This is a genomic window from Pseudomonas sp. TH15, from assembly GCF_016651105.1.
GTDB lineage: Bacteria > Pseudomonadota > Gammaproteobacteria > Pseudomonadales > Pseudomonadaceae > Aquipseudomonas.
Genome location: NZ_JAEKEL010000001.1, coordinates 465,942 through 482,872 on the forward strand (window position 1 = coordinate 465,942; position 16,931 = coordinate 482,872).

Sequence of the window (16,931 nt, forward strand, 5' to 3'; positions counted from 1 at the left end):
AAATCCCGCGATGAATGGCACAACTGCTGTCGCTGAACTAGCCTGTGATCAGCCCGAGAATCGCCCTCGTCGCCCGACCTTTGCCCGGAGAACCGTTATTTCCATCGCCGACACCGATCAGCTCAGGCAGCTTCTGGCCCAGTGTTCATTGGGTGACCGCCGCGCGTTCGAGACGCTTTACCGCAGCGTCGGCCCGCGCTTGCACGGTGTCGCCCTGCGTTTCATGGGTCGGCATGACCTGGCCGAAGAGGTGCTGCAGGAAAGCTTCGTACGGATCTGGAACAACGCCTCGCGCTATGAATCGCACCTGTCGGCACCGCTGACCTGGATGATCAACATCACCCGCAATCAAGCCATCGACCAATTGCGCAAACACCGCGACCGGCCGCTGACCGATCTTGAAGAACAGGCCCTGGAGGATGAAAGCCCTTCGGCCCATGAATTGTTAAACCGCGCCCGCGAAGCCAAGGCCCTGAACCAGTGCCTGGAAAGCCTCGAAGGCATGCAGCGCCAATCGATCACCGTCGCCTATTTTCAGGGGCTGTCCTGCGCTGAACTGGCCGAACACCTGGCCGCGCCGCTGGGCTCGGTCAAATCCTGGATCCGCCGCGGTATGGAGCGCCTGCGCAGGTGCCTGGAATCATGAACTATCAAACCCCGACCTTGCGCCGCGCCCTTGCCGCCGATTACGCCATCGGCTTGATGCCTGCTGCGGCTCGCCGGCGTTTTGAACAGTTGTTGCTGGAGGACGCCGCTCTGCGTGCGGAACTGGCGAACTGGCAGGACAGCCTCACCAGCCTGACCGAAGCATTACCTGAACAACCGGTGCCGGATCGCGTGTGGCAAGGCATCACCGCACGCATCGATCCGCAAGAACTGCACGTGCCAGAGAAGCGTTCGTTCTGGAACTGGATGCGGGTCACGGCGGCAGCCTGCTCAATCGTAGTGCTGGTGTTCCTTGGTTCGCTGTACAACCGTGACGACGCCCGCTACCACGCCACGTTGCTGACGGCCGATGCGCAACCGGCGCTCAAGGTACAAGCGCACGAGAATTACCTGCAAGTTGAGCCGTTGACGTTGGCGGCAGTTGATCCGGGACGCAGCCTGGAACTGTGGGCGATACCGGCGAACGGCAAGCCGATTTCCCTGGGGGTGATTCCGGCGGGCGGCAAGGGCAAGGTTGAGCTGAGCGAGGCGCAGAAGGCGCTGATCGGCAAGCCGATTGCGTTGGCGGTGAGCCTGGAGCCGAAGGGTGGTTCGCCGACCGGGCAACCGACGGGGCCGGTGTTGTATCAGGGGGCGTTGGCGGCACTCTGAAGCAAAACCCCTCACCCTAGCCCTCCCGAAACGTCGGACCGCCCGGAGGGAGAGGGGACTGACCGAGGTGTCTGGCACCATTCATCGACCTGCTACACCGAGTCGATTATGGATTCACAGCGGTATTTTCAGGTCGGCGTAAATTGTGAGCATCTCTCGGTCGGCCCCCTCTCCCTCCGGGCGGTCCGACGTTTCGGGAGGGCTGGGGTGAGGGTCGCTTTTGACCTTGCCTTGCAATAAAAAACGGCGACCCGAGGGTCGCCGTTTTGCATTGCGTGAAGCCTTACGCCGCGCTGAACAGCTTGTGCGGATCGATCACAAACTTCTTCGGTACGCCGGCATCGAACTCGCCGTAGCCACGTGGTGCGTCATCCAGGCTGATGACTTCCACGCCAACGATGTCGGCAATGTGGATACGGTCCCACATGATTGCCTGCATCAGTTGGCGGTTGTACTTCATCACAGGCGTCTGGCCGGTGTGGAAGCTGTGGGATTTGGCCCAGCCCAGACCAAAGCGAATGCTCAGGCTGCCCATTTTCGCGGCAGCGTCCACAGCACCCGGATCTTCAGTCACGTACAGGCCCGGAATACCGATTTTGCCCGCCACGCGAACCACGCCCATCAGCGAGTTGAGCACGGTAGCCGGTGCCTCGTGTTTCACGCCGTCATGACCGTGACCGCGCGCTTCGAAGCCTACGGCGTCGACGGCGCAATCCACTTCTGGCTCGCCCAGCAATGCAGCGATTTGTTCGTGCAGCGGAGTGTCGAGGGACAGGTCAGCGATTTCGAAACCCTGAGCCTTGGCATGCGCCAGGCGTACGGTGTTGACGTCACCGATGATCACCACCGCCGCGCCCAGCAGGCGAGCCGAAGCGGCAGCCGCCAGACCGACCGGGCCGGCACCGGCGATGTACACGGTGCTGCCTGGACCAACGCCAGCCGTCACGGCGCCGTGGTAACCGGTCGGCAGGATGTCGGAGAGGCAAGTCAGGTCGCGGATTTTTTCCATCGCGCGATCGCGATCCGGAAGTTTCAGCAGGTTGAAGTCAGCGTACGGCACCATCGCGTATTCAGCCTGGCCGCCGGTCCAGTCACCCATGTCGACATAACCGTAAGCACCGCCGGGACGGGCCGGGTTAACGCTCAAGCAAACACCGGTGTGCATCTCTTTGCAGGAACGGCAGCGCCCGCAAGCGACGTTGAACGGTACGGACACCAGGTCGCCGATTTGCAGGTTTTCGACGTCGCTGCCCTTCTCAATCACTTCACCAGTGATTTCATGCCCCAGCACCAGGCCGGTTTGAGCCGTGGTACGACCGCGCACCATGTGCTGATCGGAACCACAGATGTTGGTGGACACCACACGCAGGATGACAGCGTGATTAATCTTCCTGCCGCGCGGGTCCTGCATTTTCGGATAGTCGATTTTCTGTATTTCGACCTTGCCATTGCCGAGATACACCACACCACGATTGCCAGACATGCTTTCACCTCGCTGTTGTTTTTATGTAGCGGTCGCGTCGCCATGGAGCGGCGGCGCGTTGATTGCTCGGGTTAGTGCTTGTGTCTTTTGTTGTTTGTTATGGCCTCTTCGCGAGCAAGCCCGCTCCCACATTGGTTTTGCGGTGTACCCGAGATTTGTGGGCAGACACAAATCCCCTGTGGGAGCGGGCTTGCTCGCGAAGGCGTCCTAAAGAACGACCGTGCGATTGGCGTTCAAAAACACTCGTCGTTCAATGTGATAACCAACCGCTCGGGCCAGGGTCAGGCCTTCGATATCCCGCCCCTTGGCGATCAAATCTTCCGGGTAATGGCTGTGGTCCACCGCTTCCACGCCTTGGGCGATGATCGGGCCTTCGTCCAGGTCGTTGTTGATGTAGTGCGCCGTCGCGCCGACCAGTTTCACGCCTTTGTTGTAGGCCTGGTGATACGGCTTGGCGCCCTTGAAACCCGGCAGCAGGGAGTGGTGAATGTTGATCGCCTTGCCGTCGAGTTTGCGGCACAGTTCCGGCGACAGGACCTGCATGTAACGGGCAAGGATCACCAGTTCGGCGCCGGACTCTTCGATCACCTGCCACACCTGACGCTCTTGCGACGGTTTGTCGTTCGGGTCGAGCGGGAAGTGGTAGTACGGAATCTGGTGCCAGTCGGCCAACGGTTTGAGGTCCGGGTGGTTGGAGACCACGGCGGCCACGTCCATCGACAACTGGCCGATGCGCTGGCGGTAGAGCAAATCGTTGAGGCAGTGATCGGCCTTGGAGACCATGATCACCACTTTTGGCCGATAGTTCGGCGCGGTGAGTTCGAAGATCATGCCGAAGGCCTGGCCACGCTCTGCCAGGCCGGCGCGGAAGGCGAGTTCGTCGAAGCCGTCGGGCTGGCGGAATTCCACGCGAATGAAGAAACGGCCCGAGAGTCGGTCATCAAAGGAATGATGCTCGGTGACGTAGCAGCCCTGCTCGAACAGAAAGCGGGTCACCGCATCCACGGTGCCGAGGACGCTTGGGCAGTCGGCGGTCAGAATCCATGTGTCTGGGGCGCGGCTCATAGTGCGGTGACTCCTGTTCTTTGTGCGGGGTGTCAGGTTTTTCCCTCACCCTAGCCCTCTCCCAGAGGGAGAGGGGACTGACCGAGGTGTTGTTTCGAGCTACGCCGACCTGAAATATCGCGGGTGAATATAGATCACAAAAACACCCGATATCGGCTCCCTTTCCCCCTCTCCCCCTGGGGGAGAGGGCTGGGGTGAGGGGGTGGCTTTTGATCTTCAGGCCTGAACGCTAAGCCCGTATTCAGCGGCCGCATCCTGCAACCACAACCACCAGTAATCCGAGAAGCTGCGACGAATCAGCAGTTCCCAGGTGTCTTCGGCGGTGTGGCGGATCACCAGTTGCGACTTGGCAAACACGGTGCCAACAGCCTTGCCCACCGGGAAGCTGTTGGGGTGCACGTCGTAGCTGGTGGATTTCATCAGCACCTGGCGCACATTCGGGCCGCTCAGTTCGAGGATCTGCTGGCCGCCGCTGACGTTGACGATCTGGATGTGCAGGTCGCCCAGCGCTTCACGGAGTTTTTGCTCGGCGGCGAATTCTTCACCGCTCGGCACGATCAGCAGCCATTCATCCGGCCCCATCCATTGCAGGCTGGATTCGCCTTTGACGATGACGGTCAGGGCGCCGGGCAATTCGATGCCCAGGGCCTTGTGCACGCCAGCGCTGAACGCGGCATCGTGGCCATCGCCTCGGATGGTCAGGTGGCCGAGGAGTTTTTTCTCACGCACGATCACGCCGGCGTTTTTGCGGCCCTTACCCACCAGGCTGGCGAGGTCGGCATGATGCAGCGACGACTCGGCCTTGGCCCCGGTGGTTGGGCGTTGTTGGTAAACATTGGCTGCGGTCATAAAGCACCTTTATCAATTCTGTTGGTTCCGGCCCCTGTGGTGGCTGGACTGACGCCTTCGCGAGCAAGCCCGCTCCCACATTTGACCGCGTTCCCCTGTGGGAGCGGGCTTGCTCGCGAATCGCTCAGACGACTCGGTGCAACCGCCCGCCCACAGGACTCGAGGCCATTAGATGTTCTGGCGATCACCCTTCGGATCGAAGAACACCGAAGAAACAATCTCCGCCTCGATCACGCTACCGTCGGCCAGCGGTGCGAACACCCGCTCACCGATGCGCTTCAAGCCGCCCTTCACCACACCCATGGCAAACGAATAGCCGAGGGAGTTGTGCGCGTAGCTGGAGGTCACGTGACCAACCATGGTCATCGGGATGGTTTGCTTGGTGTTGAACACCAGTTGCGCCCCTTCCGGCAGCCACTTGGTCGGATCGATCGGCTTCAGGCCCACCAACTGTTTACGTTGATCACGCACGCAGTCTTCGCGGTTCATGCCACGCTGGCCGATCCACGAGAACGGTTTGGTGCGACCGACACACCAACCCATGTTCAGGTCGTCAGGGGTCATCGAGCCGTCAGTGTCCTGGCCGACGATGATGAAACCCTTCTCCGCCCGCAGTACGTGCATGGTTTCAGTGCCGTACGGAGTCAGGTTGTACTGCTTGCCAGCCGCGACGATTTTCTCGAGCACGCCCATGGCGTAGTCGGCTTGCACGTTGACTTCGTACGACAGCTCACCGGTAAACGAAATCCGGAACACCCGCGCCGGCACACCGCCCACCAGGCCTTCTTTCCAGGTCATGAACGGGAACGCTTCGTTGCTCAGATCAATGTCGGTAACTTCGCTGAGCAGCTTGCGGCTGTTCGGCCCGGACAGGGTCATGGTTGCCCAGTGATCCGTCACGGAAGTGAAGTACACCTTCAGGTCTGGCCATTCAGTCTGTTGGTAGATTTCCAGCCATTGCAGCACGCGTGCAGCGCCGCCGGTGGTGGTGGTCATCACGAAATGGTTGTCGGCGAGACATGCGGTTACGCCGTCGTCGAACACCATGCCGTCTTCTTTGCACATCAGGCCGTAGCGGGCTTTGCCCACGTCGAGCTTGGTCCAGGCGTTGGTGTAGATGCGGTTCAGGAACTCCCGCGCATCCGGGCCTTGAATGTCGATCTTGCCGAGGGTCGACGCGTCCAGCAGGCCGACGCTGTCGCGCACGGCTTTGCATTCGCGCTTGATCGCGGCGTGCAGGTCTTCACCGTTTTTCGGGAAGTACCACGGACGTTTCCACTGACCGACGTCTTCGAATTCAGCACCGTTTTTTACGTGCCAGTGATGCAGCGCGGTGAAACGTACTGGTTCGAAGATGTGCCCACAGTGACGGCCGGCTACAGCGCCGAAGGTCACCGGCGTGTAGTTCGGGCGGAACATCGTGGTGCCCATTTGCGGGATGGTCACGTTCAGCGAGCGGGCGGCGATGGCCAGACCGTTGACGTTGCCGAGCTTGCCCTGATCGGTGCCGAAGCCCAGCGCGGTGTAGCGTTTGACGTGCTCGACCGACTCGAAACCTTCGCGGGTCGCCAGTTCGATAGCGGCGGCGGTGACGTCGTTTTGCAGGTCGACGAATTGCTTCGGCGCCCGTGCGGTCGCTTTTTCGTGCGGCACCTGGAACAGCGCCAGAGTCGGCTCTTCATGACGAGTCAGGGCTTTGGGCAGTACGCCCTCGACCACACTGAAACCGGCTTCGCTGGCAGCGCGAGCGCCCCCTTCAAAACCATCGGCCAGGGAATCGCCGAGACCATAGACACCGTTGATGCCACCGACGCACACGCGTTTCTGCGGTGCTTCGCCCGGTACGAAACCGAGGATGTCTTCACGCCAGGTCGGTTTGCCGCCCAGGTGCGAAGCCAAGTGGACCACCGGGCTGTAACCACCGGAGGTGGCAACCAGATCGCAATCCAGCCATTCGCCAGGACTGGTCACAGCGTGGGCTTTGACATCAATCGCCGCCACGCGAGCCGCGGTAACGTGCTTGCTGCCACGGGCTTCGATCACGGCGCTGCCGGTCAGGATGCGGATGCCTTTGGCGCGTGCCTCTTCAACCAACGCACCGCGCGGGTTGCTGCGGGCATCGGCGATGGCCACCACTTGCAGGCTGGCGTCGAGCCAATCCAATGCAACGCGGTAGGCGTGGTCGTTGTTGGTCGACAGCACCAGTTTCTTGCCCGGTGCCACGCCGTAACGACGAACGTAAGTCGACACAGCGCCGGCGAGCATGTTGCCCGGCACGTCGTTGTTGCCGTAAACCAGTGGACGCTCGCAAGCGCCGGTCGCCAGTACTACGCGTTTGGCGCGAACCCGGTGAATACGCTGACGGACCTGGCCAATCGGAGCGCGGTCGCCGAGGTGATCGGTGAGGCGCTCGTGAATGGTCAGGAAGTTATGGTCGTGGTAACCGTTGACGGTGGCGCGCGGCAACAGCAGCACGTCCGGGGTGTTCTTCAGTTCCGCGATGACGCTGGCAACCCATTCGGTCGCCGCTTTGCCGTCGAGGCTTTCGCGGGAATCGAGCAGGCTGCCGCCGAACTCTTCCTGCTCATCGGCCAGGATTACACGAGCACCGCTGCGCGCAGCGGCCAATGCAGCGGCCAGGCCAGCAGGGCCGGCGCCGACGATCAGCACGTCACAGTGCTGGTTCATGTAGTCGTAGGTGTCCGGATCGTTCTCGGTCGGCGAGCGGCCAAGACCGGCAGCCTTACGAATGTACTTCTCGTAAGTCATCCAGAACGATTGCGGGTACATGAAGGTTTTGTAGTAGAAGCCCGGCGGCATCAGCTTGCCGCCGACCTTGCCGAGAATCCCCATCATGTCGTTGTTCACGCTCGGCCAGCCGTTGGTGCTGGTGGCGACCAAACCTTGGTACAGCGCTTGTTGCGTGGCGCGCACGTTCGGGATTTGCGTAGCTTCGGTGGCGCCGATCTGCAGCACCGCGTTCGGCTCTTCGGCACCGGCGGCGAAGATGCCGCGTGGCCGGGAATACTTGAAGCTGCGACCGATGATGTCGACACCGTTGGCCAGCAAGGCTGCAGCCAGGGAATCGCCTTCAAAGCCTTTGTAGACCTGGCCGTTGAAGGTGAAGCTCAGCACTTTGTTGCGGTCGATCCGTCCGCCGTTGGACAGGCGATTGATCTGGCTCATACCTTCTCTCCCAGAGCCGTGGCGGCCGCTTTCGGGCTGTCGGTCTTGTCGGTGAATTGTGGCTTGGTGCCGATCTTGTAGGTTTCGAGAATCTCGTAGGTCACGGTGTCGCGGGTCGCGTTGAAGTACTGACGGCAACCGGCGGCGTGAATCCACAGTTCGTGGTGCAGACCGCGAGGGTTATCGCGGAAGAACATGTAGTCGCCCCACTCCTCGTCGGTGCAGGTAGTCGGATCCAGTGGACGCGGGATGTGCGCCTGACCGGATGCGTGGAATTCCTCTTCGGAGCGCAGTTCGCCGCAGTGAGGACAGAAGATATGCAACATGGGGATTTCTCCTGTTAGTGGGCAACCGCAGCAGCGCCGTGTTCATCGATCAACGCACCGTTGTGGAAACGGTCGATGGAGAAAGGTGCAGCCAATGGGTGCATTTCACCCTTGGCCAGGCTCGCGGCAAATACGTTGCCCGAGCCAGGTGTTGCCTTGAAGCCGCCGGTGCCCCAACCGCAGTTGAAGAACATGTTCGGTACCGGGGTTTTCGAGATGATCGGGCATGCATCCGGGGTGGTGTCGACGATGCCGCCCCACTGACGGTTCATACGTACGCGGGACAGCACCGGGAACATCTCGACGATGGCCTGGATGGTGTGCTCGATCACCGGGTACGAACCGCGCTGGCCGTAACCGTTGTAGCCGTCGATGCCGGCGCCGATCACCAGGTCGCCCTTGTCGGACTGGCTGATATAACCGTGCACGGCGTTGGACATGATCACGCTGTCGATAATCGGCTTGATCGGCTCGGACACCAGCGCTTGCAGCGGGTGGGATTCGATCGGCAGGCGGAAACCGGCAAGTTTGGCCATGTGCCCGGAGTTACCGGCGGTCACTACGCCGACGCGCTTGGCGCCGATGAAGCCCTTGTTGGTTTCAACACCGATGCACACGCCGTTTTCCTTGCGGAAACCGATCACTTCGGTCTGCTGGATCAAGTCCACGCCCAAGGCGTCGGCGGCACGGGCAAAGCCCCAGGCCACGGCATCGTGACGAGCCACGCCGCCACGGCGCTGAACAGTTGCGCCCAGCACCGGGTAGCGGGTGTTCCTGGAGCAGTCGAGGTACGGAATCTCGTCGGCCACTTGCTTGGCATCGAGCAGTTCGCCATCGACGCCGTTGAGGCGGTTGGCGCTGACCCGACGCTCGGAATCACGAATGTCTTGCAGGGTGTGGCACAGGTTGTAAACGCCACGCTGGGAGAACATCACGTTGTAGTTCAGGTCCTGGGACAGGCCTTCCCACAGTTTCATCGCGTGTTCGTACAGGTGCGCCGACTCGTCCCACAGGTAGTTGGAGCGAACAATGGTGTGTTGCGCGCGGTATTACCGCCGCCCAGCCAGCCTTTCTCGACCACGGCCACGTTGGTGATGCCGTGCTCCTTGGCGAGGTAGTAGGCGGTCGCCAGACCATGCCCGCCACCGCCGACGATGACCACGTCATAGACCTTTTTAGGGGTCGGCGTGCGCCACATTTTCTGCCAGTTTTCGTGATGGCTGAGGGAGTGTTTGAAGAGGCCGAAGCCCGAATAGCGTTGCATAGTCATTTACTCCAAAACCGCGCTCAGCGATAAACCGGGAAGTCCGCGCACAGGGCTGCCACTTGCTGCGCGACATTCGCCTCGACATCGGCATCGCCGAGGTTGTCGAGGATGTCGCAGATCCAGCCGGCCAGCGTCACGCACTGGGTAACCTTGAAGCCGCGAGTGGTCACCGCCGGGGTGCCAATGCGCAGGCCCGAGGTCACGAACGGCGACTGTGGATCGTTCGGCACAGCGTTCTTGTTCACGGTGATGTGGGCGCGACCGAGGGCAGCGTCCGCTTCTTTACCGGTGAGGCCCTGACGAATCAGGCTGACCAGGAACAGGTGGTTGTCAGTGCCGCCGGACACTACATCGTAGCCGCGTTTGATAAACACGCCGGCCATGGCCTGGGCGTTGTCGATCACTTGTTGTTGGTAAGCCTTGAAACCAGGCTCCAAAGCTTCCTTGAAGCACACCGCCTTACCGGCGATCACGTGCATCAGCGGGCCGCCCTGACCACCAGGGAACACAGCGGAGTTGAATTTCTTTTCCAGTTCTTCGTTGGCCTTGGCCAGGATCAGGCCACCACGTGGACCGCGCAGGGTTTTGTGGGTGGTGGTGGTGACCACATCGGCGTACGGCAGCGGGTTCGGGTACAGGCCGGCAGCGACCAGACCGGCGACGTGAGCCATGTCGACGAAGAAGTACGCGCCAACCTTGTCAGCGATCTGACGGAAGCGCGGGAAGTCCAGAGTCTTCGAATAGGCCGAGAACCCGGCGATGATCATTTTCGGCTTGTGCTCGACGGCCAGACGCTCGACTTCGTCGTAATCAATCAGCCCGGTCGCGGTGTCGATGCCGTACTGCACGGCGTTGTAGAGCTTGCCGGAAAAACTCACTTTGGCGCCGTGGGTCAGGTGACCGCCGTGGGCCAGGCTCATGCCCAGCACGGTGTCGCCTGCCTGCAACAGCGCCAGATAAACCGCTGCGTTGGCCTGGCTGCCGGAGTGCGGCTGGACGTTGGCGTAATCGGCGCCGAACAGTTGCTTGGCGCGCTCGATGGCCAGGGCTTCAACCTTGTCGACGTGCTCGCAGCCACCGTAGTAGCGCTTGCCCGGATAACCTTCGGCGTATTTGTTGGTCAGGCCACTGCCTTGCGCTTCCATGACGCGTTTGCTGGTGTAGTTCTCTGACGCGATCAGTTCGATGTGATCTTCCTGGCGTTGCTCCTCGGCATTCATCGCCGCCAGCAGTGCATCGTCGTAGCCCTTGATCTGGTCTTGCTTGCTGAACATCGCGTCTCTCCCAGCGGCGGCTTGTGCGCCTTTCGTCTCGGTGAGGCACGTACCTTTCGGCAGTGCCCTTTGGATGCGATGGTATGACCGGCGCAGACAGGTCAAATGCCTATGGACGCCACGCAAAGGTGCGTTTACGACATGGCAGGAAATGCCTTCGCCAGACTCAATCTCGAAAACACTGGAGAACCCTTTGGGAGCTGGCTTGCCAGCGATGGCGGTGGCACATCTGGCATTGATGGCGGCTGTCCTACCGCTATCGCTGGCAAGCCAGCTCCCACAGGGTTATGCGGCGACCTGACGGATAAGTAGCAACAGGAGGAAATGCACGGGATAGAGCGCATACGCCCAGCGGCGCATCGGCGGCGGCTTGAGGCGCCCGGCGTGACGCAACAGAAGTACGCCGGCCAGTGGCGCGATCAGACAAGCGGCGATCCCGAAGATCGCCACACTGTTGCCCAACTGCGCCGCCTCATATAGCACCTGCCACTGATTCGCCGCCAGACACACCAACCCCGGCAACAGGCTGAAATACCACGGCCGGCGGATCACCAGCAGCATCGTCAACGGCAACAGCACGCCGAAGAAACCGAACATCAGTCGCTCCGGGAACAGCACCGCGAGCAACACGCAAGCGACCGCCAGCAGTCGCGATTGAAGCGTCGGACTTTGCCAGCCCCGCGCCACCAACAGGCCCAGCGCCAACGTCGGCAGCACGTTCAACGTGTCGGGATCAGGAATGAACAACCGATAGGGAATTTCACTAATCGCACTAAACAGCATCAACCAACCCAGATAGCGCCACTGACCGTCAGTCGTTACCGCACGCATGCGCGCCAGATTCGCCGCCATCGCCAGACAGAACCAGGGAAACGCCAGCCTGCCCGGCACATACAGAAAATCGAGGGAGTAACCGACATATCGCAGGTGATCGAGCACCATGCTCAGCAGCGCCAGCCACTTGAGCAGATCCAGCGCGCCGTCCCGTTGCGTCATGTGCATAATTGCCCGTCAATTGTGTAATTTTCTGACAGCATCATCGCGTGTGCTCTCCGGACGATCTTCGGTAAAGTGCGCACCATCATTGACCACAAAACCCTTCACCATAGGGGTTTTGAACACGGAATCAGGCCATGACCGATAAGAGCCAACAATTTGCCAGCGACAACTATTCCGGTATCTGCCCTGAAGCCTGGGCGGCCATGGAACAGGCCAACCACGGCCACCAACGCGCTTACGGCGACGACGAGTGGACCGCCCGCGCATCCGACGATTTCCGCAAACTGTTTGAAACCGACTGCGAAGTGTTCTTCGCCTTCAACGGCACCGCAGCCAACTCGCTGGCCCTGTCGTCGCTGTGCCAGAGTTACCACAGCGTGATCTGCTCGGAAACCGCCCACGTCGAAACCGACGAATGCGGCGCGCCGGAATTCTTTTCCAACGGTTCCAAACTGCTGGTCGCACGCACCGAAAACGGCAAGCTGACCCCGGAATCGATCCGCGAAGTCGCGCTCAAGCGCCAGGACATTCACTACCCCAAACCCCGCGTCGTGACCCTGACCCAAGCCACTGAAGTCGGCAGCGTCTACACCCCGGAAGAAATCCGCGCCATCAGCGCCACCTGCAAAGAGCTCGGCCTGAACCTGCACATGGACGGCGCACGATTCTCCAACGCCTGCGCATTCCTCGGCTGCTCCCCGGCCGACCTGACCTGGAAGGCCGGCGTCGACGTACTGTGCTTCGGCGGCACGAAAAACGGCATGGCGGTGGGAGAGGCGATTCTGTTCTTCAACCACAAACTGGCTGAAGACTTCGACTACCGCTGCAAACAGGCCGGGCAACTGGCTTCGAAAATGCGCTTCCTGTCCGCCCCGTGGGTCGGCATCCTGGAAAACGACGCCTGGCTCAAATACGCCAAACACGCCAACCATTGCGCGCAACTGCTGGCGGAACTGGTCAGCGACATCCCAGGCGTGGAACTGATGTTCCCGGTACAAGCCAACGGCGTGTTCCTGCAACTCTCAGAGCCGGCCATCGCCGCACTGACCGCCAAGGGCTGGCGCTTCTACACCTTCATCGGCAACGGCGGCGCACGCTTCATGTGCTCGTGGGACACCGAAGAAGAGCGCGTGCGGGAATTGGCGGCGGATATCCGCGAAGTCATGTCCCGCTAAGAGCAACCCGCCCCCCTGTGGCGAGGGAGCTTGTCGAAACGTCGCACCGTCCCGCTCGGCGGCGCAGCCGTCGTAAAACCAGCCAATGCGGTCTGCCTGACAGACCGCATTCTCAGTAGTTGGGGCCGCTTCGCAGCCCAGCGGGAGCAAGCTCCCTCGCCACAGTGACCGCGTACACCTGAAGACTTCGTCTACATTGTCTGGCGAGCCGTTCCATCTGCTCAGACAATAATAATCAGGAGCGCACGCATGTCCTTACAAGGCAAAACCCTGTTCATCACCGGCGCCAGCCGGGGCATTGGTCGCGAGATCGCACTGAGGGCCGCGCGGGATGGGGCCAATATTGTGATTGCCGCCAAGAGCGCCGAGCCGCATCCCAAGTTGCCGGGCACGATTTTCAGCGTGGCCAAGGAAGTCGAGGCGGCGGGTGGCAAGGCGTTGGCGTTACAGGTGGATGTGCGCGATGAAGTGGCGGTGCGTGAGGCGCTGGCCCGGGCCAATGAGCATTTCGGCGGGATTGATGCACTGATCAACAATGCCGGGGCGATCAAGTTGACGGGTGTTCAGCACGTCGAGCTTAAGCGCTTCGACTTGATGCACCAGATCAATACCCGCGCTGTGTTGCTGTGCAGCCAGGCTGCCTTGCCCTACTTGAAGAAAAGCGGCGGCCACATCCTCAGCATTTCGCCACCGTTGAACCTGGCGAGCAAATGGTTCGCGCAATACAGCCCTTACACCGTGACCAAGTACGGCATGAGCATGCTGACCCTGGGCATGAGTGAGGAATTCGCCAGTTACGGCATCAGCGTCAACTCGCTGTGGCCGCAGACCATGATCGCCACCGCTGCCATCGAATTTCAGCTCGGTTCGCGGGAATCCTTCAAACACGCACGAACGCCAGCGATCATGGCGGATGCTGCTTACGCGATTCTGAGCAGCAGCGGTCGCAGCATTACCGGGCGGTTGCTGATCGATGAAGAGGTTTTGCGGGAAAGCGGTGTGACGGAGTTCGGTCAATATCGCTTTGATCGAGAAAGCGACGCGGCACTAATGCCGGATTTGTTCGTTGACTGAAAAGCCCCTCACCCTAACCCTCTCCCACAGGGAGAGGGGACTGATTTGGGGATGCTTAATGAATACGCCGACCTGAAACTACTTTGCCGAATCCATAATCGATAGGGTCCTCCAGGTCGACGTAGAGCGCCAGACACCTCGGTCGGCCCCCTCTCCCTCGGGAGAGGGCTGGGGTGAGGGGTAAGCCGTACGCAAAAATTCGCCCCACTCAGAACTCAATCCGCACATCGCCCTTCGGCACGCTGCAGCACGACAAAATAAACCCTTCGGCCTCGTCTTCCTCGGTAATCCCGCCGTTGTGATCCATTTCGACCTCGCCGCCCAGCTTCATCACCTTGCACGTGCCGCAAATCCCCATCCCGCACGCCTTCGGAATCAGCAGGCCAAGCTTGGCCGCCGCCGCATGCACAGTCTCACCCGGGGCCACGCGAATGCTCTTGCCGGATGCAGTGAATTCCACTTGATGCAGGTCCGCCACGTCGATGTCTGGTGCGTCGGCGGCGATTTCGGCTTGTTCCACCGCATCGGCACGGGCTTCCGGTGGCGTCGCACCGAAGGATTCCTCGTGATAACGGCTCATGTCGAAGCCGACCGCTTCGAGCATGCGCTTGACCGCGTTCATGTACGGCGTCGGGCCGCAGCAGAAGACTTCGCGTTCCAGGAAGTCCGGGGCCATCAGTTCGAGCATCTTGTGGTTCAGGTAACCGCGATAACCAGCCCACGGTTCGCCCAGACCATGCTTCTCGCAGATCAGGTGCAGGCTGAAGTTGTCGATCCGCGACGCCATGTGTTCCAGCTCGCGGTGGTAGATGATGTCTTTCGGTGAGCGGGCGCTGTGGATAAACACCATGTCGACGTTGCCGTTGGTGTCGTAGAACCAGCGCGCCATCGACATGACTGGCGTAATACCAACGCCGCCGCTGAGGTACAAAACCTTCGGCGCGGTGAAGTCCATGGCGTTGAACAGCCCGACCGGCCCGTGCACCGCCAGCTCCTGGCCTTCATGCAGGGTGTCGTGCAGCCAGTTGGAGACCTTGCCCCCCGGCACACGCTTGATCGTCACCGAAAAGCTGTACGGCACCGACGGTGAGCTGGAAATGGTGTAGGAGCGCATGATCGGCACGCCGTCGATTTCCAACTCCAGGGTGACAAACTGCCCCGGCTTGAAGAAGAACAGGATTGGCTGATCAGCCATAAAACAGAAGGTGCGCACGTCCCAGGTTTCCTGGATGACTTTGACGCAACGGACGATGTGTCGACCATTGGCCCAGGTCTGGGTGGTTACCGGATTCAGGAAGCTGTTGGACATGCTGTTCTCCACCGCCGATGGTCGGCCTTATGTTGGCGATTCTGCGTATAGCGCGAGCCACCCATTTACCTATCTGCGACATTCACATACTTATCGCGACCAGCCCCCAATTACCGGGGGTTGCGCGTCGGGAACAGATTGGGCCATGTCGCCCATGGATAAGGTTCTGGTGTGCGCCGGCCCCACACTCGCTCCATACCAAGACACATTCTTTACACCATGCTTTACACCTTGCGTAGCAAACCTGATTAGCCACTTTTCGCCGGCCACACAGAATGGCCTTGAGGATCAAATCGATGGACGTCACCGCAAAAATCAGCCTGGGCGATCCGCTGGAACCCGCACGCAAGGCCACTGCGCAAATGCTGCAAGAGCGCGAGCGCACTTACTCGCTGCCGCAGCCGTTTTACTCTGACGAGCGGCTGTTTGATATCGATATGCAGGAGATCTTCCAGAAAGAGTGGCTGATCGCCGGCATGACCTGCGAAATCCCGACCAAGGGCAACTACCTGACCCTGCAAGTCGGCAAGAACCCGATCATCGTGATTCGCGGCGCCGAAGGCGTGGTGCATGCGTTCCACAACGTCTGCCGCCACCGCGGCTCGCGTCTGTGCACCAGTGAAAAAGGCAAAGTCGCCAAACTGGTCTGCCATTACCACCAGTGGACCTACGAGCTGGACGGTCGCCTGCTGTTCGCCGGCACCGAAATGGGCGCCGACTTCGACATGAAGCAGTACGGCCTCAAACCTGTAAATGTGAAGACTGCTGGCGGCTACATCTTCATCAGCTTGTCGGAGAACCCTCCTGCAATTGATGACTTCCTGCAGACGCTGAACCATTACATGGAACCGTACGACATGGAGAACACCAAGGTGGCGATTACCACCACCTTGATGGAAAAGGCCAACTGGAAACTGGTGCTGGAAAACAACCGCGAGTGCTACCACTGCAACGCGTCGCACCCGGAACTGCTGAAAACCCTGCTGGAATGGGACGACGTCACCGACCCGCGCGCCGACCAGGGCTTCAAGGACCACGTCGCTGCTTCCGCCGCTGCCTGGGAAGCCGAGAAGATTCCTTACGCTCACGCCAGCTTCGGCCTGCGTAACCGTATCGTGCGCATGCCGCTGCTCAAGGGCACCGTGTCGATGACCATGGACGGCAAACAGGGCTGCGCCAAACTCATGGGCCGGATCAAAAACCCGGACCTCGGTTCGATGCGCATCCTGCACCTGCCGCACTCGTGGAACCACTGCATGGGCGACCACATCATCGTGTTCACCGTGTGGCCGATCAGCGCCCAGGAAACCATGGTCACCACCAAGTGGGTCGTGCACAAGGACGCCGTCGAAGGCGTGGACTACGACGTGGAGCGCATGCGCCAGGTCTGGGATGCCACCAACGATCAGGACCGTCGCCTGGCCGAAGAGAACCAGCGCGGGATCAACTCCACCGCTTACCAGCCTGGGCCTTACTCCAAGACCTATGAGTTTGGCGTGGTGAACTTTGTGGATTGGTACAGCGAGCGCCTGCTGAACAACCTTGGGGCTGAGCCTGCGCCTTACCTCAAAGGTGTGCCGGTTCAGGGCTAACATCAAAAGCTTCGC

Annotated in this window: 13 protein-coding genes and 1 pseudogene; 5 read left to right on the forward strand and 9 right to left on the reverse strand. The window is 60.6% G+C overall.

The annotated features are described in order from the left end of the window. The first annotated feature begins 10 nt into the window (after positions 1-10). Complete coding sequence (locus tag JFT87_RS02225) at positions 11-646, forward strand: sigma-70 family RNA polymerase sigma factor (protein ID WP_201198358.1); 636 nt, start codon at positions 11-13, stop codon at positions 644-646. Beyond that, a complete protein-coding gene (locus JFT87_RS02230) occupies positions 643-1,317 on the forward strand; it encodes an anti-sigma factor (protein ID WP_201198359.1) in 675 nt (224 codons plus the stop codon). Before JFT87_RS02225 ends, JFT87_RS02230 begins: the two co-directional genes overlap by 4 nt. A 283-nt stretch (positions 1,318-1,600) precedes the next feature. Here the strand turns inward: JFT87_RS02230 and fdhA are convergent, their stop codons facing one another. From fdhA to JFT87_RS02270, 8 genes and pseudogenes are all read right to left on the reverse strand, one after another. Then, positions 1,601-2,800 (reverse strand): formaldehyde dehydrogenase, glutathione-independent, encoded by a 1,200-nt coding sequence (gene fdhA / locus JFT87_RS02235; protein WP_007947729.1) that lies wholly within the window; start codon positions 2,798-2,800, stop codon positions 1,601-1,603. Between the two features lie 207 nt (positions 2,801-3,007). Continuing rightward, on the reverse strand, positions 3,008-3,865 hold the full coding sequence (gene purU / locus JFT87_RS02240) for a formyltetrahydrofolate deformylase (protein ID WP_201189863.1): 858 nt from the start codon (positions 3,863-3,865) through the stop codon (positions 3,008-3,010). A 216-nt stretch (positions 3,866-4,081) separates the two neighbouring features. After that, positions 4,082-4,714 carry a sarcosine oxidase subunit gamma gene (locus tag JFT87_RS02245; protein WP_201198360.1) on the reverse strand — a complete coding sequence of 211 codons (633 nt, stop codon included), beginning with the start codon at positions 4,712-4,714 and terminating at the stop codon, positions 4,082-4,084. Positions 4,715-4,882: 168 nt separating this feature from the next. Then, on the reverse strand, positions 4,883-7,900 hold the full coding sequence (locus tag JFT87_RS02250; protein WP_201198361.1) for a sarcosine oxidase subunit alpha: 3,018 nt from the start codon (positions 7,898-7,900) through the stop codon (positions 4,883-4,885). Further along, positions 7,897-8,226: a sarcosine oxidase subunit delta gene (locus JFT87_RS02255; protein WP_201198362.1), complete on the reverse strand. Its 330-nt coding sequence runs from the start codon at positions 8,224-8,226 to the stop codon at positions 7,897-7,899. The genes JFT87_RS02250 and JFT87_RS02255 overlap by 4 nt, the downstream gene beginning before the upstream one ends. A 14-nt stretch (positions 8,227-8,240) precedes the next feature. Then, positions 8,241-9,490: pseudogene (locus JFT87_RS02260) on the reverse strand (sarcosine oxidase subunit beta family protein). Positions 9,491-9,513: 23 nt separating this feature from the next. Continuing rightward, entirely contained in the window at positions 9,514-10,767 is a 1,254-nt protein-coding gene (gene glyA, locus JFT87_RS02265; protein ID WP_201198363.1) for a serine hydroxymethyltransferase, read from the reverse strand. Positions 10,768-11,052: 285 nt separating this feature from the next. Beyond that, positions 11,053-11,769: a TraX family protein gene (locus JFT87_RS02270; protein WP_201198364.1), complete on the reverse strand. Its 717-nt coding sequence runs from the start codon at positions 11,767-11,769 to the stop codon at positions 11,053-11,055. 131 nt (positions 11,770-11,900) lie between these two features. Here JFT87_RS02270 and JFT87_RS02275 point away from each other — a divergent pair, with 131 nt between their 5' ends. Further along, entirely contained in the window at positions 11,901-12,941 is a 1,041-nt protein-coding gene (locus JFT87_RS02275) for a threonine aldolase family protein (RefSeq protein WP_201198366.1), read from the forward strand. 249 nt (positions 12,942-13,190) lie between these two features. Next, on the forward strand, positions 13,191-14,015 hold the full coding sequence (locus JFT87_RS02280) for an SDR family oxidoreductase (RefSeq protein ID WP_201198368.1): 825 nt from the start codon (positions 13,191-13,193) through the stop codon (positions 14,013-14,015). Between the two features lie 208 nt (positions 14,016-14,223). On the opposite strand, the gene gbcB is transcribed toward JFT87_RS02280, so the two are convergent. Continuing rightward, positions 14,224-15,324, reverse strand: a complete 1,101-nt coding sequence (gene gbcB, locus JFT87_RS02285; protein ID WP_201189876.1) for a glycine-betaine demethylase subunit GbcB — start codon at positions 15,322-15,324, stop codon at positions 14,224-14,226. Positions 15,325-15,620: 296 nt separating this feature from the next. On the opposite strand from gbcB, the gene gbcA reads away from it, so the two are divergent. After that, positions 15,621-16,916 carry a glycine-betaine demethylase subunit GbcA gene (gene gbcA / locus JFT87_RS02290; protein ID WP_201198370.1) on the forward strand — a complete coding sequence of 432 codons (1,296 nt, stop codon included), beginning with the start codon at positions 15,621-15,623 and terminating at the stop codon, positions 16,914-16,916. Positions 16,917-16,931 lie beyond the last annotated feature (15 nt).

Coding starts and splice junctions, on each gene's coding strand:
- JFT87_RS02280 (WP_201198368.1), top strand. CDS start 13,191: ATGTCCTTACAAGGCAAAACCCTGTTCATCACCGGCGCCAGCCGGGGC.
- JFT87_RS02250 (WP_201198361.1), bottom strand. CDS start 7,900: ATGAGCCAGATCAATCGCCTGTCCAACGGCGGACGGATCGACCGCAAC.
- JFT87_RS02225 (WP_201198358.1), top strand. CDS start 11: ATGAATGGCACAACTGCTGTCGCTGAACTAGCCTGTGATCAGCCCGAG.
- JFT87_RS02275 (WP_201198366.1), top strand. CDS start 11,901: ATGACCGATAAGAGCCAACAATTTGCCAGCGACAACTATTCCGGTATC.
- JFT87_RS02255 (WP_201198362.1), bottom strand. CDS start 8,226: ATGTTGCATATCTTCTGTCCTCACTGCGGCGAACTGCGCTCCGAAGAG.
- JFT87_RS02230 (WP_201198359.1), top strand. CDS start 643: ATGAACTATCAAACCCCGACCTTGCGCCGCGCCCTTGCCGCCGATTAC.
- JFT87_RS02245 (WP_201198360.1), bottom strand. CDS start 4,714: ATGACCGCAGCCAATGTTTACCAACAACGCCCAACCACCGGGGCCAAG.
- gbcB (WP_201189876.1), bottom strand. CDS start 15,324: ATGTCCAACAGCTTCCTGAATCCGGTAACCACCCAGACCTGGGCCAAT.
- purU (WP_201189863.1), bottom strand. CDS start 3,865: ATGAGCCGCGCCCCAGACACATGGATTCTGACCGCCGACTGCCCAAGC.
- JFT87_RS02270 (WP_201198364.1), bottom strand. CDS start 11,769: ATGCACATGACGCAACGGGACGGCGCGCTGGATCTGCTCAAGTGGCTG.
- gbcA (WP_201198370.1), top strand. CDS start 15,621: ATGGACGTCACCGCAAAAATCAGCCTGGGCGATCCGCTGGAACCCGCA.
- glyA (WP_201198363.1), bottom strand. CDS start 10,767: ATGTTCAGCAAGCAAGACCAGATCAAGGGCTACGACGATGCACTGCTG.
- fdhA (WP_007947729.1), bottom strand. CDS start 2,800: ATGTCTGGCAATCGTGGTGTGGTGTATCTCGGCAATGGCAAGGTCGAA.